This window comes from Shimia sp. NS0008-38b (assembly GCF_040370365.1).
GTDB lineage: Bacteria > Pseudomonadota > Alphaproteobacteria > Rhodobacterales > Rhodobacteraceae > Shimia.
The window spans coordinates 749,076-773,129 of the sequence record NZ_BAABWQ010000002.1 but is presented as its reverse complement, the minus strand read 5'-3'; the positions used below and the strand labels follow the sequence as shown (position 1 = coordinate 773,129).

Here is a 24,054-nt window from a genome sequence, read left to right as displayed (position 1 = left end):
CGCGCCTCGACAACTGTTTTGTGTGTTTTGCAGCCTTGGGTCTGACGAACTTAGCTGTCGGAGTGTCCCAGATCGCGGTCCGGAGCAATCACGTCGCGTAGGCGCTGTTTCAACTCTTTGGCCTCGGGGAAGCCGCCGTCGCGTTTGCGATCCCATAAGAGTGTTCCGTCCACTGCAATCTTGAACGTGCCGGGTACTTCGGCTGGTGCAATGGTCACACCTGCCAATGTGTCGCCAAAGGTTTGCAACAGCTCTTGAGCCATCCAGCCGGCCCGCAGAAGCCATTTGCAGCCCACACAATAGCTGATTGTCACTGTTGGTTTCATGGAGCACTCCTAAGCTGGCCTCAAACGGTGTGCTGTCTGAGTGCCGCAAATGAGGCAGATCGGCAATGGGTTCCGGCAGGTTCAGCACAGTGCGGCTCATGCGCCAAGCGGGCGCAAAAGATCGCGACTTATGATGTGGCGCTGGATTTCACTGGTGCCATCCCAGATACGTTCGACACGTGCGTCCCGCCAAAACCGCTCGATTGGGAAATCATCCATCAGCCCCATGCCGCCAAAGATCTGCAAGGTTGTGTCGGTGACCCGCGCCAACATCTCGGAGGCATAGAGTTTGGCAGAAGCGATTTCGCGGTTGGACGGGAGAGCATTGTCCAACCGCCACGCCGCGGACAAAGTGAGCAGGTCAGCGGAATCAATCTCGGTGATCATGTCGGCGATTTGGAAGCCGACGCCTTGGAATTTCCCGATGGGCTGGCCGAACTGTTTGCGCTCGGCGGCGTAGTTCAGCGCATAGTCAAAACAGCGCCGCGCGCGACCAACGGAAAAGGCTGCAACGGTCAGGCGGGTGGCGTAGAGCCATTCGTTCATCACCGCAAAGCCGCCATCTACCTCACCAAGGACTTGTGCGTCCGGAAGTCGGCAGTCATCGAATGACAGGATGTAGTTCTTATAGCCTTTGTGGCTGACCGAATTGTAGCCGTCGCGCACGTCAAACCCGGGTGTGGCTCGGTCCACTAGGAAAGTGGTGATGCGCTTCTTGGGGCCTTTGGGGGTGTCGTCTTCGCCTGTGGCAATGAACACAATGAAGAAATCGGCATGTTCCGCTCCAGAGATGAAGTGTTTGGAGCCATTGATAACCCAATCTCCGCCGTCGCGTTGTGCCTGACATTTCATGCCACGCACATCTGACCCTGCATCAGGTTCTGTCATCGCCAATGCATCCATTTTTTCGCCACGTACAGCGGGCAAAAGATATCGTTCACGCTGCTCGCCGTTGCAGGCCATCAGGATATTCTGGGGGCGGCCAAAGAAATGGGTGAGGGCCATGGAGCCGCGCCCAAGTTCGCGTTCCACCAGCGTGAAATCCAAATGTGAAAGGCCAGCACCGCCCACCTCTTCTGGGAAGTTACAGGCATAAAACCCCAGATCTATGCATTTCTGTTTGATGGCCTCACCAAGTTCGTGCGGAACTTGGCCCGTACGTTCGACCTCTGCTTCGTGGGGATAAATTTCGTTCTCAACAAAGCTGCGGACAGTGGAGACAATCATCTCCTGTTCTTCGGTCAGGCCAAAATGCATGGGACACTCCATTCGCGTGATTGCGACTAGGCTCGTCCGGGTTGACGGGATATAATGTGCAGGAATACTCCTTTATCATGCAGATTTGGCTAAATTCACACGCTGCACCGCAGAAGGTCGGGGTTCTTCTCTTTGAGGGGTTTTCCAACCATTGCCTTGCCAACACCGTTGAACCTATGCGGGCGGTCAATACGCTTTCGGGGCGGGACCTTTATGACTGGCAATTTTTGTCCTTGGATGGCGCGGCCGTGACGAGTTCTTCGGGGTTATCGGTGGCGCCACATGGGCGCGTGTCGGAGGCGCGTGGAGATACTCTTGTCGTTATGCCGTCTTATGGGTTTCGGGATCATGGAGGATGGGCGACCCAAGCCGCCTTGAGGGCGTCAGTGCGGCGGTTTTCGCAACTGATGGCCATGGACACAGGCAGTTGGTTGTTGGCGGAAGCCGGGTTGCTCAATGGGTATCGGGCGACAATTCATTGGGAAGAGCTCACCCCGTTTGAAGAACGGTTTCCGGAGGTTGCGGTTGTAAGAGAGCGCTTCGTGGTGGATCGAGATCGTATCACGTGTTCTGGCGCCATGGCGGCCTTTGATCTTGTGCTGCATCTCATTGGGCGTGACCACGGGCAAGCCTTGGCGATGGAAGTGGCGCAACTGTTCATGACACGGGATAGTGCACGTTCACACAGTGGGGGCGCGACCCCGGCTGGGCGTTTGGTGAATCGCGCCTTGGCCATCATGCAAGAAAACCTCGAAGCGCCTTTGAGCATTGTGGATGTTGCCGCCAAAGCGGGGGCAACACAAAAGACCTTGGAGCATCGTATGCGCGCAGAATTGGGGGCTGTCCCGGCCACTGTTTACCGACGCATCAGATTAAATTTGGCGCGTAAATTGGTGTCAGAAACGGACCTATCGATCGCGGAAATCACGCTGCGTGTCGGGTATTCTAGTCCCGCATCGATGACACGGGCCTTTCGTGAGACATTTGGCATGGCGCCGAGGGAGCTACGAAAAGCCTAGTGCGCAGATGTTGTGACAGCAGGTGTGAGACAGCGGTGTCTCAGGACGCGAATGTATCTCCCTCTGACTCCAAAATGGCTTTCAATTCTTCGAGGTGACGCACATCTTGGTCTGGGTACTCTTCGAGTTCTTTCGCGGTCTTTTCGGCAATGTCATCTGGCAAAACGCGTAGGGGTTGGCCGGTCTGCAAAGCGCGAATGTAAGTCTCAGCTGCGCGTTCAAAATAGTACAGACGGTTGAAGGTGTCCGCGACGGTGTCGCCAATGATGAGTACGCCATGGTTTCCCATGATCATGACTTTCTTTTTCGGGTCGGTCAGAAGGGCTGCGCAGCGGTCGCCTTCATCTTCAAAGGCCAGGCCTCCGTATCCGTCATCAATAACGTATCGGTTGAAGAACGTTGCACAGTTTTGATCAATGGGGAGGAGCCGTGAATCTGCCAAGCTTGCCAATACGGTTGCGAAAATAGAATGCACATGCATCACGCACCGCGCGTGCGGGCAAGCTCGATGGATGCCGCCGTGCAGACCCCAAGCGGTGGGGTCTGGCGCATTTGGGCCCTCCAAAGTCTCGGGATTGTTTGCGTCAATCTCGATCAGGTCACTGGCTTTGATGCGGGCGAAGTGCATCTGATTGGGGTTCATCAAGAACCGTGTCCCATCTGGATTGGTCGCAAGGCTGAAGTGGTTGGCCACACCTTCGTGGAGATTCAGGCGTGCCGTCCAGCGAAAGGCTGCCGCCATATCCACACGGGCCTGCCAGTGATCGATGTTCAGTCGAGGGTCGGACATGGTCATTTGAAATCCTTTATACTCGGGGGCAGCTGAGCACGGTTGCTAAGGGAAGTTCTGTTCGGTTTGCGACGTCGCAAATTGATCAGTCATTTTCGGACAAGGGGCGGCTTGGCACCCAAGCATAACCGTTTTTGCAAAGTAAGTAACATTCGCGCAAGCCGTGGGGTTTGTTGGTGGGAGGTTGGAGTATTGTCATACCCTGCGCTTCAGCTTTTGCGTGGGCCGCATCTGGGTCCGTGTCATATAAGCGAATTTCAATGCCTGCGCCGCGCGCACCAGCTTCGGGCAACAAACTTGGCAACGGGTGGCTGTGATAGGTGGCATCACTGTGCAATTGAAACACGTCTGTTCCAGACACCAAGATGGCAAAATCGGAGCTGATGCGGTGGGCTGTCATGTCAAAAACGTCGACCAAGGTCGCGCACAGTCCGGGAACGTCCCGCACCAAGAGGTTTAGCCCTATGCCGCGCAAGCTTGCCCCGAACTTTTCAGCGCTTACGGTTTCAAAATCCATGAGAAACACCTTTCGCAAAAGCTTCAAACGGCGAGAGCTTGAACACCGCCAATGCTCATGTCAACGTGGGTCATGGAACACACGCATTTTCAAAGCTGGGCCGATGTTGCCCCACAGCTTGTCGCCGTGGCAGCGGGCCGATCCCCTGCCGATCTTGTTATTCGCAAAGGTCAGTGGGTGAACGTGCACACCCGTGAGGTGTTGCCAGATCACGATATAGCCGTGATCTCTGGCCGCATTGCCTATGTCGGGCCGGATGCCAGCCATTGTATCGGCGAAACGACAGAGATCATTGAGGCAGACGGGCGGTTCATGGTGCCCGGTCTGTGCGACGGGCATATGCACATTGAGAGCGGGATGCTGACGCCGGCAGAGTTTGCGCGTGCTGTCATTGGTCACGGCACCACGACCATGTTCACGGATCCGCATGAGATTGCCAACGTTTTGGGTTTGGAAGGCGTGCGGATGATGCACGATGAAGCTTTGATGCAGCCCATCAACATTTTTACGCAGATGCCAAGCTGTGCCCCATCCGCGCCGGGTTTGGAGACAACAGGATATGAAATCGGGCCAGACGATGTGGCGCAGGCGATGTCGTGGCCGGGTATTATTGGACTTGGGGAAATGATGAACTTTCCCGGTGTGATCAACGGTAGCCAACAGATGTTGGCAGAAATTGCCGCCACCCAAAACGCCGGTAAAACTGTTGGCGGGCACTATGCCAGCCCAGACTTGGGCAAAAACTTCCACGCTTATGCAGCAGGTGGTCCGGCGGATGATCACGAAGGCACCTGTGAAGCAGATGCAATCGCGCGCGTGCGACAGGGCATGCGCATGATGATGCGGTTGGGGTCGGCATGGTATGATGTGGAAACGCAGATCACGGCGATCACGGAAAAGGGCCTTGATCCACGCAGCTTCATCCTGTGCACGGATGATTGCCACTCGGGCACTTTGGTGAATGACGGACACATGAACCGGGTGGTCCGCCATGCGATCGCCTGCGGGTGTGATCCGTTGGTGGCGCTGCAGATGGCGACGATCAACACAGCCACCCACTTTGGGCTTGAGCGCGATCTGGGGTCGATCGCGCCGGGGCGGCGTGCCGATGTGATCTTGACCCGTGATTTGAAGACTTTGCCGATTGAGCATGTGATTGCGCGCGGTGTGACTGTGGCCAAAGACGGAGAGGTGTTGGTTGCGTGTCCGCACTACGATTGGCCAGAACATGCCCGTCAGACCGTCAACCTTGGTCGCACTCGAGTGGCGACGGATTTTGAGGTGCCAGCCCCGGCCGGGGCAACGCAGGTTACGGCGAATGTCATTGGGGTCATCGAAAACCAAGCCCCGACGAAAGCTATGACGGCGGATTTGGCAGTGGCCGCAGGTGTGGTTGGCGGAGATTTGGAACAGGACGTTTGCCAAATTGCGCTGGTGGAGCGTCATCAAGGCACGGGTGGTGTCACAAATGGGTTTGTGTCCGGCTTTGGATACAAAGGAAAAATGGCCATGGCCTCAACGGTGGCACATGACAGCCACCATATGATTGTGGTCGGTACGGATCGTGAGATGATGGCGCAAGCCGCCAATCGGTTGGGTGAAGTTGGCGGCGGCGTCACTGTCATCAAAGATGGTGAAGAGATCGCGCTGGTGGAGCTGCCGATTGCCGGGTTGATGTCGGATGCGCCCGCAATTGATGTTGCCGCCAAGGCGCAAACTATGGTGGAGGCCATGGAGACTTGCGGCTGCACCCTAAACAACGCTTATATGCAACACTCGCTTTTGGCGCTTGTCGTTATCCCGGAGTTGCGGATTTCTGATTTGGGGCTTGTAGATGTGACGAAATTTGAAATGACTGATGTGATTAAGGCGGCTCAATGACACCTCAAACAATCCCTGTTCATTCTCCGGCGGTCCCTGCACCTGAGGCATTCACCGATGCGGCGGCAGCTGTGGCGCGATTGGAAGAACTGTATCAGCTGGCCACAGCCTATCTTTCCGGTCAGTTCCGGCGCGCGCTGCGCAAGGGCCCGGATGGACATCGTATTCGTGCTTTCTATCCCGAAATTCGGATCACGACGACCAGTTTCGCTCAAATAGACAGTCGGTTGAGTTTTGGGCATGTGGCAGAGCCCGGTGTGCATGCTGCCACGATCACGCGGCCAGATTTGTTTCGCAATTACCTTAAGCAGCAGATCTCGCTCTTGTTGGAAAATCATAAGGTGGCTGTTTGGGTTGGCGCATCGACGACACCCATTCCGGTTCATTTTGCCGTTGCAGCGCAGACAGATCTAACCGTGCCGCAAGAAGGCGCGGCGGATTTCACCCTGCGCGATATCTTTGACGTTCCTGATCTCTCTAATACCAACGATGATATCGTAAACGGCACGGCCAGTTTGGATCGTGACGGGGTTGGGGCCTTGGCGCCGTTTACCGCACAACGCGTGGATTATTCGCTTGCGCGTTTGAGCCACTACACCGCCACTGATCCTGAGCATTTCCAAAACCATGTTTTGTTCACCAACTACCAGTTCTACGTCACCGAGTTTGAAGCTTACGCACGGGAGATGTTGGCAGATGAGGCAAGTGGCTACACAAGCTTTGTCAGCACGGGAAACGTTGAAATCACCGACGCAGAAACGCCGATTGCGCCGGTAGACAAGCAACCGCAGATGCCGACATATCACCTAAAACGCGCTGATGGCTCTGGAATAACATTGGTCAACATTGGCGTTGGGCCCTCTAACGCCAAAACGGCGACAGATCACATCGCGGTCTTGCGGCCTCATGCCTGGATTATGGTGGGCCACTGCGCGGGATTGCGCAATTCCCAAAGTCTTGGAGATTTTGTGCTCGCGCATGCGTATTTGCGCGAAGATCATGTGCTGGATGACGATTTGCCGGTGTGGGTGCCGATCCCCGCTCTTGCGGAAGTTCAGACCTCGCTTGAAGAGGCTGTGGCCACAGTGACCGAGCTGTCCGGGTTCGAGCTTAAGCGTGTGATGCGCACAGGGACGGTCGCGACAATTGACAATCGCAATTGGGAACTGCGCGAACACACCGGCCCAGTACAGCGCCTAAGCCAATCTCGCGCCATTGCACTGGACATGGAGAGTGCGACCATCGCTGCCAATGGATACCGGTTTCGGGTGCCCTATGGGACGCTTTTGTGCGTGAGCGACAAACCGCTGCATGGCGAATTGAAGCTTCCCGGTATGGCGAGTGACTTCTATAAAACACAGGTCGCGCGGCATTTGTTGATCGGAATTCGAGCGATGGAGCGACTTCGTGAAATGCCGCTTGAACGGCTTCATTCGCGGAAATTGCGCTCTTTTGATGAGACTGCCTTCCTCTGACCCTACGGAAACCTGTGGAAAACCCATAAAAAATAGGATTTTTGGCATACAATTTATTGTGTTCACCCACAACATCCCGTTAAATGCCGGGCACGAGGCCCAATATTCGGGCAGACTAATGGAGACCTGAAATGGCAAAACCGATGACCAAGACCCAACTCGTTGCCGCTCTGGCCGAAGAAATGGGCTCTGACAAAAAATCCGCAGGCGCTGCTTTGGAAGCAGTTTGTGCCTTGATCACAAGCGAAGTGTCCGGCGGTGGCGCAGTGACCCTGCCAGGCGTTGGCAAAATCTATTGCCGTGAGCGCCCTGAGCGTATGGTTCGCAACCCAGCGACTGGCGAGCAGATCAAGAAAGACGCAGACAAGGTTGTGAAAATGACCATTGCAAAAGCGTTGAAAGACAGCGTGAACGGTTGATCTTCTTGATCACTGATTGCGAAAAGGGTCGCTCGTTTGAGTGGCCCTTTTTTGTTGTGGGATCGATGCGCTAAAGCTGTGCGCTCGGCGTCGACAGAGAGATAGTCGTTTCTTCTTCATTCATGTCCTCAGCCACACCTTCAAACAGCGGTGTAGAGAGATACCGTTCGCCGGTGTCAGGCAGCATCACAAGAATGTTCGCCCCATCCCGCGCGTCTTTGGCCACCTCGATGGCGGCCGCCAAGGTCGCCCCGGCAGAAATGCCGACAAAGATACCCTCTTCAGCGGCCAAGCGGCGTGACCACGCGATTCCGTCCGGTCCCGGCGTTTTGATCAGTTGATCATAGCCGTTTTTGTCTAGTGCCTCCTGAAGCACCCATGGGATGAAATCCGGCGTCCAGCCCTGAATGGGGTGTGGCTCAAAGCTGGGGTGGCTTTCAGTGGCTTGATGCGCATTGTTGCGGGAGTTCACATAGCCGGAGTCCACCAATGCTGCGTTGGCAGGCTCAGCCAGGATGATCTTTGTCTCAGGACTCTTTTTGCGAAGTGTACGTGACACGCCGGACAGAGTGCCTCCGGTCCCGTACCCCGTCACCCAATAATCCAAAGGCTCGCCAGCAAAATCGGCGAGGATTTCGCGCGCGGTTGTATTTTCATGGATGTTCGCATTGTCGGCGGTCTCAAACTGACTCGCGAGGAACCAGCCGTTGGCCTCAGACAGTTCTTTGGCCTTATTGTACATGCCAAAGCCTTTTTGCGCTTTTGGGGTTAGCACAACTTTTGCACCCAAAAACCGCATCAGGCGACGGCGTTCCACTGAGAAAGCCTCAGACATGGTGATCACCAGCGGATATCCTTTGGCGGCGCAGACCATGGCCAGGCCAATGCCCGTGTTGCCGGAGGTGGCCTCCACCACGGTTTGGCCCGGCTTGAGCCGTCCGTCTTTCTCGGCAGATTCAATGATGTTAAGCGCCAGCCGGTCTTTGACAGACCCCGCGGGATTGGCGGCTTCAAACTTCACAAACATATTCACATGGGGTGGCGCGATGCGGTTCAAGCGCACCACAGGCGTGTTACCAATGGTGTCCAAAATACTATTGTAACGGCGGCCGCGCCCTTCGGTATGTCGGGTCATTTTAGCATCCTTGGGAAAATTACTCATTGAAAATAAGGTAGTGAGGTTGGTTCGCGGCGGGTAGGCCTCTGCCTCTGACTTTGAGAATTAAGAACGCAGGACGGTGCTGTGGCAAAAATCTATCAATGTCGTCCTGAGGCCGGGGAGATTTTGGAACAAGCACAGCCAACCGGATTTGAATGGCAGACCTCTTTTCTCGGTCTTCTGGCGGATTTGAGGGACAGAATGACGTGTCCCAGAGATCACTCGGGGACATTTTGGGCCAATTTTCATCCCGAAAAGGGGTGTGGCGCTTTTTCTTTAGGGGTTTGCTTGCCAAGCCTTAGAATTACAACAATGAAGTCACGACTCCTTACCAGGCGACAAGGAGCACCACGGAGGCACGGCAGTATAATACATGAATGAGATTCTGGCAGGGCTGCTTCAGGCAGGCCAAATGATCATAACGCTGGATTCAGATCTCATCGAGATTTCGCTGAGATCGTTGCGGGTGACGTTAACTGCGGTGTTTGTGGCCTCGGCCATTGGATTGCCATTGGGGTGTTGGTTGGCTGTGCGGCGCTTTCGGTATCGCCGCTTTGTGATTGCCACCCTCAACGCGCTGATGGGCCTGCCGCCGGTTGTGGTTGGATTGATTGTCTATTTGCTGCTATCGCGCTCAGGCCCGTTTGGCGTGTTTGGTCTGCTGTTTACTCCTACGGCGATGATCATTGCCCAAGTGGTGATTTTGACTCCGCTCATCGCCTCGATTGCCCATCAGGCCATTCGCGAACTGTGGGCAGAATATCATGATCTGCTGATTTCCCTGAACACGTCGCGACGACAGCGCATTGGGACGCTCTTGTGGGATGGGCGGCGTGCTTTGTTGACGGCCTCGCTTGCCGGGTTTGGACGTGGGATCGGTGAGGTCGGCGCAATTATGATTGTTGGGGGCAATATTGATCATGCAACACGGGTGCTGACGACAGCCATTTCATTGGAAACCGGTAAGGGGAATTTTGCTCTGGCACTGGCGCTTGGCTTTGTATTGATCGGTCTTGCTGTGGCGGTGAATTTGATCATCCACATGCTGTCTAGAACGGAGGTGAGCGGACGATGGTAAGCGCTATTCTTCCTTTGAGTGTGGAAAACGCTTTTGTCAGACGTCGTGGCAAAACCTTGGTTGGCCCGATTTCTACAACAGTATCCGAGACTGGATTGACGATTGTGATGGGCCCCAATGGGGCCGGTAAAACCACCCTGCTGCGGATGTTGCATGGTATGGAGCGGTTGGCGCGTGGCGGGAAGTTGTCGTGGCAGTTGCCAGAGCCGGAAACGCGGGCATATCAGGCTTTTGTGTTTCAGGCCCCGATCATGATGCGGCGCACCGCACTCGAGAATGTGGCGTACCCGCTGATCACACATGGAGTGTCGCGCAAAGAGGCGCGGATGCGGGCAGAGCAGTGGTTGGCCCGTGTTGGGTTGAGCGAGAGTGCTGACAAGCAAGGCACGGTCTTGTCAGGTGGCGAACGCCAGAAACTGGCGTTGGCGCGGGCGTTGATCCGTGATCCGCAGATTTTGTTCTTAGATGAGCCCTGCGCCAACCTGGATGGCAGTGCGACTCGGGAATTCGAAGAGATTCTACGAGAGGCATTTCAGGCCGGAACACGGGTGGTGATGTCGACCCACGACGTCGGGCAGGCCCGGCGACTGGCACAGGATGTGTGGTTTATCCATCACGGGCGAATACTTGAACAGACGCCTGCAGATACGTTTTTTGAAACCCCAAGATGTCAGGAAGCGCGCGCGTTCCTGAACGGAGATATTGTCGAATGAAAATTGGTGCGGTTTTGGCTGTCTTGTCGCTGGTTGCAAGCACTGCGATGGCGCAAGCGGAGAGTTTGAAAGTGGCGGTGACGACGTCGTTTCATAACTCTGGCCTTGCGGATGTTTTGCTACCCGAGATCCAGAAGGATCTGGGTCTCACAGTACAGTTGCTGGTGGTGGGCACTGGACAGGCCTTGCGGTTGGGCGCGGCAGGTGATGTGGATGCGATTCTGGTGCATTCTAAAGCGTCGGAGGAAAAGTTTATCGCGGACGGCCACGGCACCCATCGGCGCGAGATCATGTTCAATGACTTTGTGATTGTTGGCCCATCAGGTGATCCGGCACTGGTGAGCGCGGCGGAGACCGCGGATGAAGCCTTGGTGGCGATTGCGCAAACGCAGTCAGCGTTTGTGAGCCGTGGCGATGACAGCGGCACGCATAAGAAAGAGCTTGCGTTGTGGGCTGGGGCCGGAGTGGACGCAGAGGCGCGCGCCGCTGTTTGGTATAAGGAGGCTGGGGCTGGCATGGGGGCTGCGCTGAACACAGCGTCAGGGCTAAACGCTTACATCATGAGTGACAGAGCCAGTTGGCTGAAATTTGGCAACAAAGGGGATTTGGCTTTGCTCTATGCCGGTGACCCTGCGTTGTTCAATCAATATGCCTACCTTCCAGTCAATCCTGTGACCCATCCTCATGTGCAAGCCGAGTTGGCCGAGAAACTGGAAGCTTGGTTGATAAGTGATCGCGCGCGCGCGCTCATTGACGGGTACACGTTGGAAGGTGGACGGCTGTTCATTTTCAACGCCCAGAAACATTAGAACCTCTACGTTTTGGCGCTGCATAGGCAGCGCCAATTTCAATCAACTGTCTGGGGTCGCGTGAATGGCGAATTGCTCAAGCTCTGCTTCGGCGGAGTCGATGGCACGGAATTGCTCACGTACACCAGCTTCGGTGAGTTCGCGCGACACAGTCAAAAGTGTGTTGGGGTCGTGATCTGCGCAGAGTTCGGCCATATGGGTGAGCTCTTCAGTGGCAACGGGCCGCGCAGCCTCCATCGAAGGCGCGCCGTAGATTTCCACAAAGTGTCGCGCCAAAGATTCTTTCAGATTTTCCAACTCTGCCGGTTCGATTGAGGTGACGGCCACAAATGTCACTCGGCCAAATGTTTCGATTCCAAGCCAACCATTGGCAAACGCTTGCCGGGCTTTGCCGGTCAGATCCGCCTCTGACCAGTTGGAGAATTCAAATCCCCCGCTGATCGCCCATTCGCCGGTACGGGCTGGATTGAAGTAGACCCTTTGGTCGCTTTCATCAAAATGAATGGCTCTGGCCAACAGCATTAGTGGTCTCCTTCCAAAAGAGCGGTGAGAGGCAAAAGACGGGTTGTGTCTTCGCTGCGCACAAGCGCGCCGAAGCGTTCATCGGTCCCCACAAAGGTGCCCGTCTCTGTTGCGCCTAACAGAGTCCAGTCGATCTCTTCACCTAAGTTTTGCGCCAGACCGCGCCATTCGGCATTGAGCGGCTTGAGCCCTTCGGCTTCCATACGGTTGATCCAAACCAGCGTGTGGCGGACCCATGCGCTTAGCAAGTCATCTGGTGCAATATCGACGCAGCCTTCCTCATACAGAGCTGTTTCATCCGGGGTGGCACCGGGCATGTCGGGATTCCCAGGAATCAGCGGCAGTTCCAGCCCGACAACAATCCAATCCGGCATGGTGTCAGCCTCGTTGTGAGCAGCTGCAACGCGCAAACGCCCACAGCGGGCCCCGTTTATGCGGATGCCGCCGGGCCATTCCAAATGCACGGCCACTTCAGGCGGGGCAAGCGCGCCAAGCGCATTCTGAAAGCCGATTGCGCAACAGATCAGAACTGGCATCGCATCGGACAGGGGAACCTCCGGCGCAAACACAATGGCCGCGCGGAGGTGGTCTGCTGCGAGATTGTGCACCACAAGCCCGGCGTCGCAGCCCAACGTTGCTTGCATTTGCGCCTTGGCAAACGGGTCCGCCGCACCTGACAGTGCGAGGCCCTCAAACAACGGTGGGAACTGCGGCTGTGTGCTCATGCGGAGCCACTTTCAATCAGTTGGCGCGCAAGCGCGCGGAAGGTTTGCGCTTGTGGCGAGTCAGGCTCTGAGACCACAATCGGCGCGCCTCCGTCTGCTGCGACGCGGATGTTGAGGGACAGGGGGATTTCTGCCAGCAACGGGACGTTGAGTTTCGCTGCTTCTGCCGCCACGCCGCCATGGCCAAAGACGTGCTCTTCGTGACCACATTGGGAACAGACGTGTGTGCTCATGTTCTCGATCATGCCCACGATGGGGGTGCCCAGTTTTTCAAACATATTGATCCCTTTGCGGGCATCTAAAAGGGCGATGTCTTGTGGTGTGGAGACAATCACCGCACCCGTCAACTCAGCTTTCTGGGCAAGAGTCATTTGCACGTCCCCAGTGCCCGGCGGAAGGTCGACAATCAACACATCCAACGCGCCCCACTGGACCTGATTGAGCATCTGCTGAAGCGCGCCCATCAGCATTGGCCCCCGCCATACAACCGCTTCTTCTTCGCGTGTCATTAGGCCAATCGACATCATAGTGACGCCATGGTTGCGCATCGGCAGGATGGTTTTGCCATCTGGACTGGCAGGGCGACCGGAGACGCCCAACATGCGCGGTTGCGACGGGCCGTAGACGTCCGCATCCAGAAGGCCGACGCGGCGTCCCTCAGCGGCCAAAGCAGCAGCAAGATTGGCAGAGACTGTAGATTTTCCCACACCACCTTTCCCTGAGGCCACAGCCAGTATGCGGTCGATTCCCGGAATTTTTTGTGGCCCCTGTGGCTCGGCAGGGCGGGAGCCCTTCAAGTCAGGTGGCGGTTTGCTCGCAGCATGGGCCGTCATCACAACGGAGACCTTCTCAATGCCATCCAAAGCATTGAGCTTGTCTTCGAGTTCAACCTTCATTGGCTGCATGGCCTGCGCACGCGCAGGATCGATTTCCAGAACAAAACGTATTTCGCTACCTTCAACGGACAGCGCGCGGACCATGCCGCTTGCAACCAAATCATTGCCCGACGCGGGATCGGTGAACTCTTTGATAATATTTAGTACTGCGTCGCGAGATGCCATTCAGCTACGTCCTTTGATTTGTCCGGTCACCACATGTTCCATGTCGATGCCATCGATGGTCAGAACCATTTTTGCTTCATAGGTCTGACCCGAGGTGGCGTCTGATCCAGCGGTGCGCATTGCGTCCTCTATGGCTTGCTGGCTGGTCACTCCAACCTGCTTGAGAAACTTGCGCATGCTCATGTTAAAATCGTCGCTCATTGCTCTGTTCCTTGTTTCACTGACGGGCCGCTTTGGGCGTATGTTGACGTAAGGCGGCGTGCGCGCCTAGGTTTGATATATGGATCTTCGAGTTATTTTGCGGTGTGTCACCACGTTGGTCGCTGTGGTTCTGAGCCCAGGTTCTGTGGCTTCGGCGCAGGGCAAGGCCACCACGTTGCGTGTTGCCGCCGAAGTGAATGATACCGGTGTCGTGAAATACATGATGCCGCGGTTTACGTTGAAACACGGGGTGCGTGTTACGATTGTTGGGGAGGGCGAGGCCGCAGCTGCGCAGTTGGGTCCCGAGGGCGATACGCCGGTATTTTCGCGCAATGGTGTAACCTTCGGTCTTACGGTCGAGAACGTCGATGATCCGCATATGGCGACCTTTGCCAACTGGTTGACGGGCGAGGTGGGCCAACGCACGGTGCTGAGCTTCAAGCAAGATGGCGAAGCGGTCTTTGAATTGCCGATCGCTGCCGAAACTATCGAAGACTCTGTTGAGCTGGATGGTGATGCAAAACGCGGGGCGGACTTGGCTCTGCAGGCCTGCGGGCGATGTCACGTGGTTGGCGAAATCAACCGTATGGCAGGAATCGGATCCACGCCAAGCTTTGCCGTATTGCGCAGCATGGAGGATTGGATGGAGCGCTTTACGGCATTTTACGCGCTGAATCCGCATCCCGCGTTTACCGTGATCCCCGATGTGACAATGCCGTTTGACGACACACGCCCGTCCCCGATCAGTCCGCTGACGCTGACCTTGGAGGAGCTGGAAAACATCGTGGCTTATACCGCGACGGTCGCACCCGCAGATTTGGGAGCTCCGATTGCGCATCAGTGATCCTTGCGTTTGCTGAAGTAGTCTTCGCTTGTGCGTACGGCTGGGCGCTCTCCAGCCGTAAAAGGATTGTCTTGCTGATGAAACTGCGCGTTGACCCTGCAATCATCACACATGCGGATCATCCGCGCTGCTTCTGAGGTGGCAAACATCGGGTGTTTGCCTTCAAGCTTTTCAATAATGCGATCAATGGTCGATTTTACACCAAATAGCTTACCGCATTCCACGCAAGCAAAGGGGTCTTCTTCGTGAACGATTTGTTGAGACAGTGCTGTATCAGCGGTATTGAGTTGCGGCACCAAAGAGATAGCGTTTTCCGGACACACATTGGTGCAGAGGCCACATTGCAAACAGGCGTCTTCCTGAAAGCGCAGTTGCGGAGTGTCTGGATTGTCTCCAAGTGCGCCAGATGGACAGAGCGAGGCGCAGGATAAACATAAGGTGCAGGCTTCCTTGTCGACCAACACCGCCCCGTAGGGCGCGGTTTCTGGAAGAGGAATCGGTTCTGCGACATCGTGCAGAGCTTTGGCGGCCAAGCGGGTGACTTGGCGACGGCTGCCCAGCGGCAGAATGGGTGTCGTGACTGTGAGGGGCGCAGGGCTCAGGTAGAGCGCGTCACACAGGTCTGACGGTTGCTCGGGCGCAAGCAAGCGCAGCGCGTCTTGCGATCCAGCGAGGGCGCTGGCGAGGTCCAGTTCGCTGTCAAGTGCGCCGCGATCCGTGGTGGGGGACACCAGCACGTCAACACCGACAAAGCCGCTTGCCAAGGCTGCCAGCATCTCGGCGTGTCCAAAGCCGCTGACCCGTTCCAGATCCAAAGGGATAACGGCGGCTGGCAACCCACGATCATATCGCGCCGCGAGCGAGATCAGTTCGGCGCCAAAGACGCGGTCATGCACCAATAGGCGTGGCGCCAAACCACCGGCGGCGCGGTAGGCCTCTGAAAGACCATGGATGCGGGCAAAGAGCGCACTGACAGGCGGGTCGTCGTATGTGATAGCGCCGGAGGGGCAAAGTGCCGCGCAAGAACCACACCCGGCACAGATATTTGGATCGATATCGACGTGGTCGCCAGCTGAGTGGATGGCCGAGGTTGGGCAGACATCCAAACATTTGGTGCAGGCGGTTTGTTCTGCACGAGAATGGGCGCAAACGGTTGGGTCCAAAGCAAGATAAAGAGGCTTCTCAAAGGTGCCAACCAAGTGCGAGGCCTCTAGGACAGCGGCGGAGACAGCCGGTAGGCTCTTAGGGTCCGCCTTAAGATAGCCTTCGCGTTTCTCAGGCGCGGGCACAAGCGCTTGGGTGCCACGCAGATCTAGAATGACATCGCATACTGTCACAGCTCCATTTTGGGCGGGGCCAAATTGGAGAGCGCCGCGGCCAGAGGGATCCAACTGTTGCAGTGAGTCAACTTTGACTTGGAAATTGCCGAGCGCGCCGGTGACCGATCTGACATCTCCAGCAATCACGTCACAATTGCGCTCGGTCGGGGCGTCTGACCCGGCAGGGAGCAACACCGTGACACTCAAATAGTCTTGTAATTGCGCTGCTGCCTTGAGTGCAATCTCGGCATTGCCAAGAATGAGGCATTGTCCTTCGGACGTCACATCGAAGGTTTTGGTCTCAGGCGCGGCGCGCGCAGCATCCGCGAGAAGAGCCGCCATTTTGGGTGCAGAGGCCGCCCCTTCGTCGGACCATCCAGCGCGGTCACGCAGGTCGACAAATTGAGGGGACGGGGCCTCCAGATCAGCGGCCAGATCGACGAAAAAATCCTGTTCTTGCTGGCAGGCGATCACGATTGGCTGACCTGTCGACTCGCCGCGCATCACGTCTGCGGCTGACTGCGCTTGGGTGGTGCAAAGCCCGGTGTGAATTTGAGAGCATGTGAAAACACCAGAAGAAGAGAGGGTGTCGGAATCTAAGGAGAAGCTATCTGAACAATTGCATATTATCAGCTGCTTAGTCATATTTTTCCTCCCCAGGATAATCGCACATCCGGCGATCAAGTCGGGCCAGAAATGCACGAATTTCGCCATTCGTAAAGCCCCATGGCTCGCGCGATCAAGGCTGGGTGACCAAGCGTCAAAACCTAGTGATTCTCTTGGTCTTTGTCCAAGCTGGACATTCTGTCCGGGCTGCGCGCAAAGCGGTGTCCTTACGGATCAAAATGTCCAGATTTTCAGGCAGATGAAGATGTTTTGGCGAATTCCTTTGGCAAACGCACAAGTTGCGCGGATCATAAATACACCCGCAAAAAAAATGTGGGTTTGGGAGGAATAGTAACTTTATGCGTCAAGCGCCGGTCTCATTGCCATTGGGCATCGTGATCCGCCGGACACCCTCGGCCAGCCGATGGGTGCCGTTTGCGTGGAAGGTGGTGGCCGTGCTGCCCGGAGCCGCGCAGGCCGATTGGCAAGTTCTGCGCAAAGAAGGCGAGGCGGTGGAGTTTCACGCTAAGACAGTGCCGCTTGAGTTGTGGCATACAGACACCGAGGCGTATTTGACCACCTTGTCGTCGCGTGTGCCGTCGGTCGGAGTGGTGATGCGGGAAACGGAAACCGGTAAGCACCCCTATGATGTGCTCTTGGCAACGGCGTCGGCTTATGAGTTTCAGGATTACGCTGACAGTGGTGAAGAGCTGCTTGAGCTGGTGCCGATGCCGGAAGGGTTGATCGCGTTTTTGCGTGATTTTGTTCAAACGCACCACGAAGAAGAAATCTTTGTGAAGCGCCGCCGTGACAAGAAGCGCACCGATTTGGTGGAAGATGGCCGCGGGGACGCGCGGATATCTCAGTTGACGGATGTGTATCGTGCCCCGCGCACTGGGAGGCCAAATTGAGTCGAGATGGGGATTTCTGGGCGCGCCGTAAGGCGGCCGTTGCGGCGGAGGCCACGGCTGAGGTGCAGGCTGAAGAGCAGGCCGTATTGGCCGCCGCGCACGCCGAGCTTGAGGAGAAGCCGGATTCTGAGATTTTAGCAGAATTGGAATTGCCTGATCCTGATACGCTGAAGCAGGGAGATGACTTCACCGTATTTCTTGCAAAGGCTGTTCCTGAGCGTATTCGGCGGCGAGCGCTGCGTAAGCTTTGGCTGAGCAATCCGGTGTTGGCCAATGTGGATGCACTTGTGGACTACGGAGAAGATTTTACCGATAGCGCGCTGGTCGTGGATGGCCTGCAGACCGCCTATCAGGTGGGCAAAGGCATGCTCAAACATGTGGAAGAAATGGCACGCCAAGCTGAGGCCAAAGCGGCTGCTGAGGATGCTATCGTTTCTGACATAGATGAGGAAGACGACACGCTTTCGCTGGCCGAAGACGAGGAAGTGACCGAAGCGGTGGAACCCTTGGAAGAACAAGCAATCCATACGCTGGAAGTTGAAGTAGACCCAGACGTCGACACGCCTGCAGCCGTGCCCGTGCGGCGTCGGTTGCGGTTTGAGTTCGCCGCATCTGACACCCCAGATCAGAGAGACCCCCTATGAGCCAAGCTGTGACCGAATTTGAAATTGCCGAGGAAGATCTGCTGCGCGCTGATCTATACGATTTTCTGGCAGCACTTTTGGCCAATCCTGCTGAAAAGACCCTATTGGACCGCGCCGCCGGTCTGAGTGGGGATGACAGCGATTTGGGGCAAGCGATCCGGACGATGGCGCGGGTTGCAAAGGTGACCAATACAAAAGCTGTCGAGCGGGAGTTCAATGCGCTGTTCATTGGACTTGGGCGCGGAGAGCTGATGCCGTTTGCGTCGTATTATCTGACCGGGTTTCTTAACGAAAAACCTTTGGCGTCGCTCAGGGCAGATATGGCGGGGCTGCGCATCACGCGCGCTCCAAATGTGTATGAGCCGGAAGACAATATTGCGAGCCTTTTGGAGATGATGGCCGGGATGATCCGAGGCCGTTTCGGAGAGCCGGTGGCCGTTGGTCGTCAGAAAGACTTCTTCTTCAAGCACATCGCACCTTGGGCTGAACATTTTTTTACAGATTTGGAGGGCGCGCAGAACTCTGTGTTTTACGCCCCTGTCGGCACTGTCGGCAAAGCCTTCCTTGAAATTGAAACACAGGCGTTCCGCATGGGGGCGGACTAAACGTCAATTGCAATTATCGGACCCCAACCGACGTGACAAAGGAGCACATTATGAGCCAGCAAGATGAAAAAGGCGCCAGCCGGCGTGATTTTCTCAAGCTCGCAACAGCGGCAGCTCCGGCTGCAGCCGCGGTCGTAGCGCTTTCGCCCGATACGGCGGAGGCTCAGCCAGCTGACCTGTCCAGCGACAAAATGCAGGACACGGTGCACACTCGCGCCTACCTCGACAGCGCCCGGTTCTAACCGGACGTTTTCATCCCGCCCCCGACCACCGGTTGCGTGACGCCCACCGGTCGGGATCTCAGAAATACCTAGCCAGTCTCACTTAAGAGACAGCAAGGGAGGAAGAAATGCTTAGGAAAAAGACCAACGGGGTTGCGCGACGCCCCCAGCGGACAAGTATCCTGTCTGTTGCAGCTGAAAAAGCTGTGGACCGCCGTACGTTTTTGCGTGGTTCAGGCCTCGCCATTGGCGGGCTGGCAGCGATTGGGGCCACTGGTGGCACCGTCACTCAGGCGCAAGCGCAAGACGCTGCGAACACTGCCGTTCAAACTATTAAATCCGTCTGCACCCACTGTTCGGTGGGCTGTACGGTTGTGGCCGAAGTGCAGAGCGGTGTTTGGGTCGGGCAAGAGCCCGGTTGGGACAGTCCGTTTAACCTTGGTGCACATTGTGCAAAAGGCGCCTCAGTTCGGGAGCACGCCCATGGCGAGCGCCGTCTGAAGTATCCGATGAAAAAAGAAGGTGGTGAGTGGAAACGCATCAGCTGGGAACAGGCGATCAATGAGATCGGCGACGGCATGATGCAGATCCGCGAAGAAAGCGGCCCAGACAGTGTGTATTGGTTGGGCTCAGCGAAGCACAACAATGAACAGGCGTATCTGTTCCGCAAGTTTGCCGCCTATTGGGGCACAAACAACGTGGATCACCAGGCGCGTATCTGTCACTCCACCACAGTTGCCGGTGTTGCGAACACATGGGGCTACGGCGCCATGACCAACTCCTACAACGACATTCACAATTCCAAAGCCATCTTCATCATTGGCGGCAACCCTGCCGAAGCCCACCCGGTGTCACTGTTGCATGTGCTGCGGGCGAAAGAGCGCAACAACGCACCGTTGATCGTATGTGATCCGCGCTTCACCCGCACAGCCGCCCATGCGGATGAATATGTGCGCTTCCGTCCCGGCACCGATGTGGCGCTGGTTTGGGGTATTCTGTGGCACATCTTCGAGAACGGCTGGGAAGACAAAGAGTTCATCCGCACGCGTGTGTGGGGTATGGACCAGATCCGCGAAGAAGTACGACAGTGGGATCCTGAAGAAGTTGAACGTGTGACAGGGGCTCCGGGCGAACAGTTGCGCCGTGTGGCCCGTCAGATGGTGAACAACCGCCCCGGCACCGTGATTTGGTGTATGGGTGGCACACAGCACACCAACGGCAACAACAACACCCGTGCCTACTGCATCCTACAATTGGCTCTTGGCAACATGGGCACATCTGGCGGCGGTACGAACATTTTCCGTGGCCACGACAACGTACAAGGTGCCACTGACCTTGGCGTGCTCAGCCACACGCTGCCAGGTTACTATGGCCTGTCCAAAGGCGCCTGGGCGCACTGGGCCCGTGTGTGGGAAGAAGACGGCGAATGGTTGGGCAATCAGTTTGCCAAAACAACAGGCGCTGACGGCAAGGAAAAATCGCTTCAAAACCTCACTGGTATTCCAGTGTCGCGTTGGATCGATGGTGTTCTTGAAGACCCTGAAAACATGGACAACCCGGATAAAGTGCGGGCCATGGTACTTTGGGGGCATGCACCAAACAGCCAGACCCGTGGTAAGGAAATGAAAACGGCAATGGAAAAGCTGGACATGCTGGTCGTTGTTGACCCGTATCCCACCGTTTCCGCCGTGATGCAGGACCGCACGGATGGTGTTTATCTTCTGCCTGCCTGTACGCAGTTTGAAACACGTGGCTCTGTCACGGCATCAAACCGCAGTTTTCAGTGGCGCGACGAAGTGGTGGCACCGCTCTTTGAGAGCAAGCCGGACCACGAAATCATCGGCATGTTCGCCAACAAGTTTGGCTGGGCAGATCGCTTCTTCCGCAATATCGAGATGGAAGATGAAAACACACCGAACGTTGAAAGCGTCACACGTGAGTTCAACAAAGGTTTGTGGACGATCGGCTACACTGGGCAATCTCCTGAGCGTCTGAAGATGCACATGGCAAACCAGCACACCTTTGACCGCACAACGCTGCGGGCCAACGGTGGACCAGCTGATGGGGACTATTATGGTCTGCCTTGGCCATGCTGGGGCACTGCCGAGATGAACCATCCGGGCACGCCAAACCTTTATGACATGTCTAAGCGTGTGTCTGAGGGCGGTTTGACGTTCCGCGCCCGTTTTGGCGTGGAGCGCGATGGTGACAATCTGTTGGCCGAAGGGGTCGCAAGCGTCGATTCCGAAATCCAAGATGGCTACCCCGAGTTCACCATGCAAATGCTGATGGACCTTGGATGGGATGGTGATTTGACGGATGAGGAACGTGCGTCGATTGACGCCGTGGCTGGTCCTAAAACCAACTGGAAAACCGACCTATCTGGCGGCATCCAGCGGGTGGCGATCAAACATGAGTGCGCACCCTTTGGTAACGCCAAAGCCCGTGCAGTTGTGTGGACCTTCCCAGATCCAGTGCCGGTGCATCGCGAACCACTGTACACCAACCGCCGTGATCTGGTTGCGGATTATCCAACCTATGAGGATCGGAAGTTCTATCGTTTGCCCACCATGTATGCCTCCATTCAGAAACAGGACTTCAGCAAAGACTATCCGCTGATCCTGACCTCTGGACGTCTGGTGGAATACGAGGGCGGCGGGGATGAAACCCGTTCCAACCCGTGGCTGGCCGAACTTCAGCAAGACATGTTCATCGAGATCAATCCGCGTGACGCGAACAATCTCGGTGTGCGTGATCGTGCGCAGGTCTGGGTCGAAGGTGCGGAGGGGGCCAAGGTCAAAGTGATGGCCATGGTGACCAACCGTGTCGGCGAAGGTGTGGTGTTCATGCCGTTCCACTTTGGCGGCCACTTCGAAGGAGAAGACTTGCGGAGCAAATACCCTGCAGGTGCGGATCCATATGTGTTGGGTGAAGCCACCAACACTGCACAAACCTATGGCTATGACAGCGTGACCCAGATGCAGGAGACCAAAGCGACTCTCTGCAAGATCTGGGCAGCATAAGGAGGAAGAGAAATGGCTAGAGCGAAATTCCTCTGCGACGCGGAACGCTGCATTGAATGCAACGCCTGCGTCACGGCCTGTAAGAACGAACACGAGGTGCCTTGGGGCATCAACCGGCGTCGCGTTGTGACGATCAACGACGGCAGTCCCGGTGAACGTTCGATCTCAGTGGCCTGCATGCACTGTTCAGACGCGCCATGTATGGCCGTCTGTCCGGTGGATTGCTTCTATCAGAACGAAGAAGGTGTTGTTCTGCACTCCAAAGACCTCTGCATTGGCTGCGGTTATTGCTTCTACGCGTGTCCGTTTGGCGCGCCGCAATATCCACAGGCAGGCAACTTTGGCAGCCGCGGCAAGATGGACAAATGCACCTTCTGTGCAGGCGGTCCTGAGGAGAACCATTCCAACGCGGAATTCTCTAAATATGGCCGCAACCGGATTGCTGAGGGCAAACTGCCACTCTGCGCTGAAATGTGTTCCACCAAAGCGTTGTTGGCAGGTGACGGGGACGTTGTCTCTGGAATCTACCGCGAGCGTGTTGTGGCACGCGGCTTTGGTTCCGGTGCATGGGGTTGGGGTACCGCCTACGAACAGAAAGGCGGCTGAGGCCGCTTTGATAGCTGGCGGCGGTTTGAGCCGCCGCCAGACTCAAACTTTGACGTGAATTTCCAATATGCATCGCTGTCGAACTCCGCTGGCAGCTTGAGTGCATGTTATGCAAACAACATGAGGATGTTATGCGAGCGCTTCTCTGGATAGCCCTTTCGTTTTTGCTGGCTTTGCCCGCCTTGGCCCAAGACGCTGCGCCCGACCGGTCTGTGACTGGCGGCGCTCAAACGCTGGAGGACATTATGGCCCGCCAGCGTGGCGAAAAACTTGATGACAGCTTCCGGCGTGACGTAACCGGTCAAGGCAATGTCGAAGCTCTGACCGGGCAGCTTGGCACACGCGGCGTGGCCTCAGATTCCGATGTCTTTCGCGCATTGCGGTATGGCAGTGCAAACACCACGACATCGGCAAGTGGACCAACGGCGGGGCTGTTGATTCAAGACAGCGGAATGGCGTGGCTGACTTTCCGCGAGGGGCCGCTGCTAACCTACGGACTGTACATTTTGGCGGGAATGACACTGGTGATCGCCTTGTTCTGGGCGATCCGTGGCAAGATCATGATTGAAGGCGAAAAGACCGGCCGCAACATTGTGCGCTTTCTCTCCATCGAACGGTTCGCACATTGGGTGATGGCGGTTTCCTTTGTGCTTTTGGGGCTGACGGGCCTGTTTTTGATCGCGGGTCGTAAATTCCTTCTGCCGTGGATGGGGCATGAGGCCTATGCCTCTGTCGCCTTGGTCGGAAAATGGGTGCACAACAACGTCTCGTGGGCGTTTATGTTGGCGCTGGTGATGGTGTTCGTTTTGTGGGTTCACCACAACATACCGGATCGAACCGACATCAAGTGGATGGCCAAAGCAGGGGGTCTGTTTAAGAAAGGTGTTCACCCGCCCGCAAAGAAGTTTAATGCCGGTCAAAAGATCATCTTCTGGGCCGTCATTTTATTGGGTGTATCGATCTCTCTCTCTGGTTTGGCATTGCTTTTCCCCTTTGAAATCTCAGTCTTTGCCAAGACATTTAAGATCATAAACGCGACCGGGTTGCCGCAGTTGGTATCTGGCGCCTCGTTGCCAGAGGTGCTGTCGCCGTATGAAGAGATACAGCTCAGCCAGCTGTGGCACGGCATTGTGGCTTTTGTATTTATCGCCATCATCATTGCACACATCTATCTGGGCAGCGTCGGTATGGAGGGTGCGATCGATACTATGGGCACCGGTGAGGTTGATGAGCAATGGGCCAAGGAGCACCATTCGCTGTGGTATGAGGAAGAGATGGAGAAGGCCAAAATCGCGCCCAAATCAGCCACACCCGCAGATTAGT

The 24,054-nt window shown here is 56.1% G+C and carries 25 protein-coding genes; 15 read left to right on the top strand and 10 right to left on the bottom strand.

Annotated elements, in window-relative coordinates; genetic code table 11:
• Positions 1–50: 50 nt before the first annotated feature.
• Both ABWV47_RS09840 and ABWV47_RS09835 read right to left on the bottom strand, forming a co-directional pair.
• Positions 51–326, bottom strand: coding sequence for an Rdx family protein (locus tag ABWV47_RS09840; protein WP_353311224.1), 276 nt, complete (start codon positions 324–326; stop codon positions 51–53).
• Positions 327–422: 96 nt separating this feature from the next.
• Positions 423–1,583: an acyl-CoA dehydrogenase family protein gene (locus tag ABWV47_RS09835; RefSeq protein ID WP_353311222.1), complete on the bottom strand. Its 1,161-nt coding sequence runs from the start codon at positions 1,581–1,583 to the stop codon at positions 423–425.
• 77 nt (positions 1,584–1,660) lie between these two features.
• Here ABWV47_RS09835 and ABWV47_RS09830 point away from each other — a divergent pair, with 77 nt between their 5' ends.
• Positions 1,661–2,602, top strand: coding sequence for a GlxA family transcriptional regulator (locus tag ABWV47_RS09830; RefSeq protein WP_353311220.1), 942 nt, complete (start codon positions 1,661–1,663; stop codon positions 2,600–2,602).
• A gap of 40 nt (positions 2,603–2,642) precedes the next feature.
• Here ABWV47_RS09830 and ABWV47_RS09825 read toward each other — a convergent pair whose 3' ends face one another.
• Positions 2,643–3,392 carry a class II aldolase and adducin N-terminal domain-containing protein gene (locus ABWV47_RS09825; protein WP_502959693.1) on the bottom strand — a complete coding sequence of 250 codons (750 nt, stop codon included), beginning with the start codon at positions 3,390–3,392 and terminating at the stop codon, positions 2,643–2,645.
• An 85-nt stretch (positions 3,393–3,477) separates the two neighbouring features.
• The gene (locus ABWV47_RS09820; RefSeq protein ID WP_353311216.1) at positions 3,478–3,909 is read right to left on the bottom strand and encodes a VOC family protein; all 432 of its coding nucleotides are present in this window, start codon (positions 3,907–3,909) and stop codon (positions 3,478–3,480) included.
• 72 nt (positions 3,910–3,981) lie between these two features.
• On the opposite strand from ABWV47_RS09820, the gene ade reads away from it, so the two are divergent.
• The 3 genes from ade to ABWV47_RS09805 all read left to right on the top strand — a co-directional run bounded on the left by ade (position 3,982) and on the right by ABWV47_RS09805 (position 7,684).
• Positions 3,982–5,790 carry an adenine deaminase gene (gene ade, locus ABWV47_RS09815; protein ID WP_353312076.1) on the top strand — a complete coding sequence of 603 codons (1,809 nt, stop codon included), beginning with the start codon at positions 3,982–3,984 and terminating at the stop codon, positions 5,788–5,790.
• Entirely contained in the window at positions 5,787–7,265 is a 1,479-nt protein-coding gene (locus ABWV47_RS09810; RefSeq protein ID WP_353311214.1) for an AMP nucleosidase, read from the top strand. Before ade ends, ABWV47_RS09810 begins: the two co-directional genes overlap by 4 nt.
• Positions 7,266–7,396: 131 nt before the next feature.
• Positions 7,397–7,684 carry an HU family DNA-binding protein gene (locus tag ABWV47_RS09805; RefSeq protein WP_353311212.1) on the top strand — a complete coding sequence of 96 codons (288 nt, stop codon included), beginning with the start codon at positions 7,397–7,399 and terminating at the stop codon, positions 7,682–7,684.
• Between the two features lie 70 nt (positions 7,685–7,754).
• On the opposite strand, the gene cysK is transcribed toward ABWV47_RS09805, so the two are convergent.
• A complete protein-coding gene (cysK, locus tag ABWV47_RS09800) occupies positions 7,755–8,819 on the bottom strand; it encodes a cysteine synthase A (RefSeq protein ID WP_353311210.1) in 1,065 nt (354 codons plus the stop codon).
• 397 nt (positions 8,820–9,216) lie between these two features.
• On the opposite strand from cysK, the gene ABWV47_RS09795 reads away from it, so the two are divergent.
• From ABWV47_RS09795 to ABWV47_RS09785, 3 genes are read left to right on the top strand one after another with little or no spacing between them, the layout of a single operon-like run.
• Entirely contained in the window at positions 9,217–9,921 is a 705-nt protein-coding gene (locus tag ABWV47_RS09795) for an ABC transporter permease (protein ID WP_353311208.1), read from the top strand.
• A complete protein-coding gene (locus ABWV47_RS09790) occupies positions 9,915–10,634 on the top strand; it encodes an ATP-binding cassette domain-containing protein (RefSeq protein ID WP_353311206.1) in 720 nt (239 codons plus the stop codon). Before ABWV47_RS09795 ends, ABWV47_RS09790 begins: the two co-directional genes overlap by 7 nt.
• Positions 10,631–11,443, top strand: a complete 813-nt coding sequence (locus tag ABWV47_RS09785; protein ID WP_353311204.1) for an ABC transporter substrate-binding protein — start codon at positions 10,631–10,633, stop codon at positions 11,441–11,443. The genes ABWV47_RS09790 and ABWV47_RS09785 overlap by 4 nt, the downstream gene beginning before the upstream one ends.
• A gap of 42 nt (positions 11,444–11,485) precedes the next feature.
• Here ABWV47_RS09785 and ABWV47_RS09780 read toward each other — a convergent pair whose 3' ends face one another.
• From ABWV47_RS09780 to ABWV47_RS09765, 4 genes are read right to left on the bottom strand one after another with little or no spacing between them, the layout of a single operon-like run.
• Positions 11,486–11,965: a DUF6505 family protein gene (locus ABWV47_RS09780; RefSeq protein WP_353311202.1), complete on the bottom strand. Its 480-nt coding sequence runs from the start codon at positions 11,963–11,965 to the stop codon at positions 11,486–11,488.
• Positions 11,965–12,690, bottom strand: a complete 726-nt coding sequence (locus tag ABWV47_RS09775; RefSeq protein WP_353311200.1) for a biotin/lipoate--protein ligase family protein — start codon at positions 12,688–12,690, stop codon at positions 11,965–11,967. Before ABWV47_RS09775 ends, ABWV47_RS09780 begins: the two co-directional genes overlap by 1 nt.
• Entirely contained in the window at positions 12,687–13,751 is a 1,065-nt protein-coding gene (apbC, locus tag ABWV47_RS09770; RefSeq protein WP_353311198.1) for an iron-sulfur cluster carrier protein ApbC, read from the bottom strand. The genes ABWV47_RS09775 and apbC overlap by 4 nt, the downstream gene beginning before the upstream one ends.
• Positions 13,752–13,952, bottom strand: a complete 201-nt coding sequence (locus ABWV47_RS09765) for a DUF6494 family protein (RefSeq protein WP_353311196.1) — start codon at positions 13,950–13,952, stop codon at positions 13,752–13,754.
• 79 nt (positions 13,953–14,031) lie between these two features.
• On the opposite strand from ABWV47_RS09765, the gene ABWV47_RS09760 reads away from it, so the two are divergent.
• Positions 14,032–14,796: a hypothetical protein gene (locus ABWV47_RS09760; protein WP_353311194.1), complete on the top strand. Its 765-nt coding sequence runs from the start codon at positions 14,032–14,034 to the stop codon at positions 14,794–14,796.
• Here the strand turns inward: ABWV47_RS09760 and ABWV47_RS09755 are convergent.
• Positions 14,790–16,760, bottom strand: coding sequence for a 4Fe-4S binding protein (locus ABWV47_RS09755; RefSeq protein ID WP_353311192.1), 1,971 nt, complete (start codon positions 16,758–16,760; stop codon positions 14,790–14,792). The genes ABWV47_RS09760 and ABWV47_RS09755 overlap by 7 nt on opposite strands.
• 320 nt (positions 16,761–17,080) lie before the next feature.
• Between ABWV47_RS09755 and ABWV47_RS09750 the strand changes: the two genes are divergently transcribed.
• The 7 genes from ABWV47_RS09750 (at position 17,081) to ABWV47_RS09720 (ending at position 24,053) form a co-directional block, all read left to right on the top strand.
• Positions 17,081–17,632, top strand: a complete 552-nt coding sequence (locus ABWV47_RS09750; RefSeq protein WP_353311190.1) for a DUF3305 domain-containing protein — start codon at positions 17,081–17,083, stop codon at positions 17,630–17,632.
• A complete protein-coding gene (locus tag ABWV47_RS09745; RefSeq protein ID WP_353311188.1) occupies positions 17,629–18,276 on the top strand; it encodes a DUF3306 domain-containing protein in 648 nt (215 codons plus the stop codon). The genes ABWV47_RS09750 and ABWV47_RS09745 overlap by 4 nt, the downstream gene beginning before the upstream one ends.
• Positions 18,273–18,881, top strand: a complete 609-nt coding sequence (locus tag ABWV47_RS09740; RefSeq protein WP_353311186.1) for a TorD/DmsD family molecular chaperone — start codon at positions 18,273–18,275, stop codon at positions 18,879–18,881. The genes ABWV47_RS09745 and ABWV47_RS09740 overlap by 4 nt, the downstream gene beginning before the upstream one ends.
• 50 nt (positions 18,882–18,931) lie before the next feature.
• The gene (locus ABWV47_RS09735; RefSeq protein ID WP_353311184.1) at positions 18,932–19,123 is read left to right on the top strand and encodes a ubiquinol-cytochrome c reductase iron-sulfur subunit N-terminal domain-containing protein; all 192 of its coding nucleotides are present in this window, start codon (positions 18,932–18,934) and stop codon (positions 19,121–19,123) included.
• Positions 19,124–19,230: 107 nt separating this feature from the next.
• Entirely contained in the window at positions 19,231–22,125 is a 2,895-nt protein-coding gene (locus tag ABWV47_RS09730; RefSeq protein WP_353311182.1) for a formate dehydrogenase subunit alpha, read from the top strand.
• A gap of 12 nt (positions 22,126–22,137) precedes the next feature.
• Positions 22,138–22,731 carry a formate dehydrogenase FDH3 subunit beta gene (fdh3B, locus tag ABWV47_RS09725; RefSeq protein ID WP_353311180.1) on the top strand — a complete coding sequence of 198 codons (594 nt, stop codon included), beginning with the start codon at positions 22,138–22,140 and terminating at the stop codon, positions 22,729–22,731.
• Positions 22,732–22,862: 131 nt separating this feature from the next.
• Complete coding sequence (locus tag ABWV47_RS09720; protein WP_353311178.1) at positions 22,863–24,053, top strand: formate dehydrogenase subunit gamma; 1,191 nt, start codon at positions 22,863–22,865, stop codon at positions 24,051–24,053.
• Position 24,054 lies beyond the last annotated feature (1 nt).

Coding starts and splice junctions, on each gene's coding strand:
- ABWV47_RS09820 (WP_353311216.1), bottom strand. CDS start 3,909: ATGGATTTTGAAACCGTAAGCGCTGAAAAGTTCGGGGCAAGCTTGCGC.
- ABWV47_RS09795 (WP_353311208.1), top strand. CDS start 9,217: ATGAATGAGATTCTGGCAGGGCTGCTTCAGGCAGGCCAAATGATCATA.
- ABWV47_RS09735 (WP_353311184.1), top strand. CDS start 18,932: ATGAGCCAGCAAGATGAAAAAGGCGCCAGCCGGCGTGATTTTCTCAAG.
- ABWV47_RS09760 (WP_353311194.1), top strand. CDS start 14,032: ATGGATCTTCGAGTTATTTTGCGGTGTGTCACCACGTTGGTCGCTGTG.
- ABWV47_RS09805 (WP_353311212.1), top strand. CDS start 7,397: ATGGCAAAACCGATGACCAAGACCCAACTCGTTGCCGCTCTGGCCGAA.
- ABWV47_RS09750 (WP_353311190.1), top strand. CDS start 17,081: ATGCGTCAAGCGCCGGTCTCATTGCCATTGGGCATCGTGATCCGCCGG.
- ABWV47_RS09730 (WP_353311182.1), top strand. CDS start 19,231: ATGCTTAGGAAAAAGACCAACGGGGTTGCGCGACGCCCCCAGCGGACA.
- ABWV47_RS09825 (WP_502959693.1), bottom strand. CDS start 3,392: ATGTCCGACCCTCGACTGAACATCGATCACTGGCAGGCCCGTGTGGAT.
- ABWV47_RS09775 (WP_353311200.1), bottom strand. CDS start 12,690: ATGAGCACACAGCCGCAGTTCCCACCGTTGTTTGAGGGCCTCGCACTG.
- fdh3B (WP_353311180.1), top strand. CDS start 22,138: ATGGCTAGAGCGAAATTCCTCTGCGACGCGGAACGCTGCATTGAATGC.
- ABWV47_RS09765 (WP_353311196.1), bottom strand. CDS start 13,952: ATGAGCGACGATTTTAACATGAGCATGCGCAAGTTTCTCAAGCAGGTT.
- ABWV47_RS09810 (WP_353311214.1), top strand. CDS start 5,787: ATGACACCTCAAACAATCCCTGTTCATTCTCCGGCGGTCCCTGCACCT.
- ABWV47_RS09720 (WP_353311178.1), top strand. CDS start 22,863: ATGCGAGCGCTTCTCTGGATAGCCCTTTCGTTTTTGCTGGCTTTGCCC.
- ABWV47_RS09740 (WP_353311186.1), top strand. CDS start 18,273: ATGAGCCAAGCTGTGACCGAATTTGAAATTGCCGAGGAAGATCTGCTG.
- ABWV47_RS09780 (WP_353311202.1), bottom strand. CDS start 11,965: ATGCTGTTGGCCAGAGCCATTCATTTTGATGAAAGCGACCAAAGGGTC.
- ABWV47_RS09835 (WP_353311222.1), bottom strand. CDS start 1,583: ATGCATTTTGGCCTGACCGAAGAACAGGAGATGATTGTCTCCACTGTC.
- apbC (WP_353311198.1), bottom strand. CDS start 13,751: ATGGCATCTCGCGACGCAGTACTAAATATTATCAAAGAGTTCACCGAT.
- ABWV47_RS09785 (WP_353311204.1), top strand. CDS start 10,631: ATGAAAATTGGTGCGGTTTTGGCTGTCTTGTCGCTGGTTGCAAGCACT.
- ABWV47_RS09790 (WP_353311206.1), top strand. CDS start 9,915: ATGGTAAGCGCTATTCTTCCTTTGAGTGTGGAAAACGCTTTTGTCAGA.
- ABWV47_RS09755 (WP_353311192.1), bottom strand. CDS start 16,760: ATGACTAAGCAGCTGATAATATGCAATTGTTCAGATAGCTTCTCCTTA.
- cysK (WP_353311210.1), bottom strand. CDS start 8,819: ATGACCCGACATACCGAAGGGCGCGGCCGCCGTTACAATAGTATTTTG.
- ade (WP_353312076.1), top strand. CDS start 3,982: ATGGAACACACGCATTTTCAAAGCTGGGCCGATGTTGCCCCACAGCTT.
- ABWV47_RS09830 (WP_353311220.1), top strand. CDS start 1,661: ATGCAGATTTGGCTAAATTCACACGCTGCACCGCAGAAGGTCGGGGTT.
- ABWV47_RS09840 (WP_353311224.1), bottom strand. CDS start 326: ATGAAACCAACAGTGACAATCAGCTATTGTGTGGGCTGCAAATGGCTT.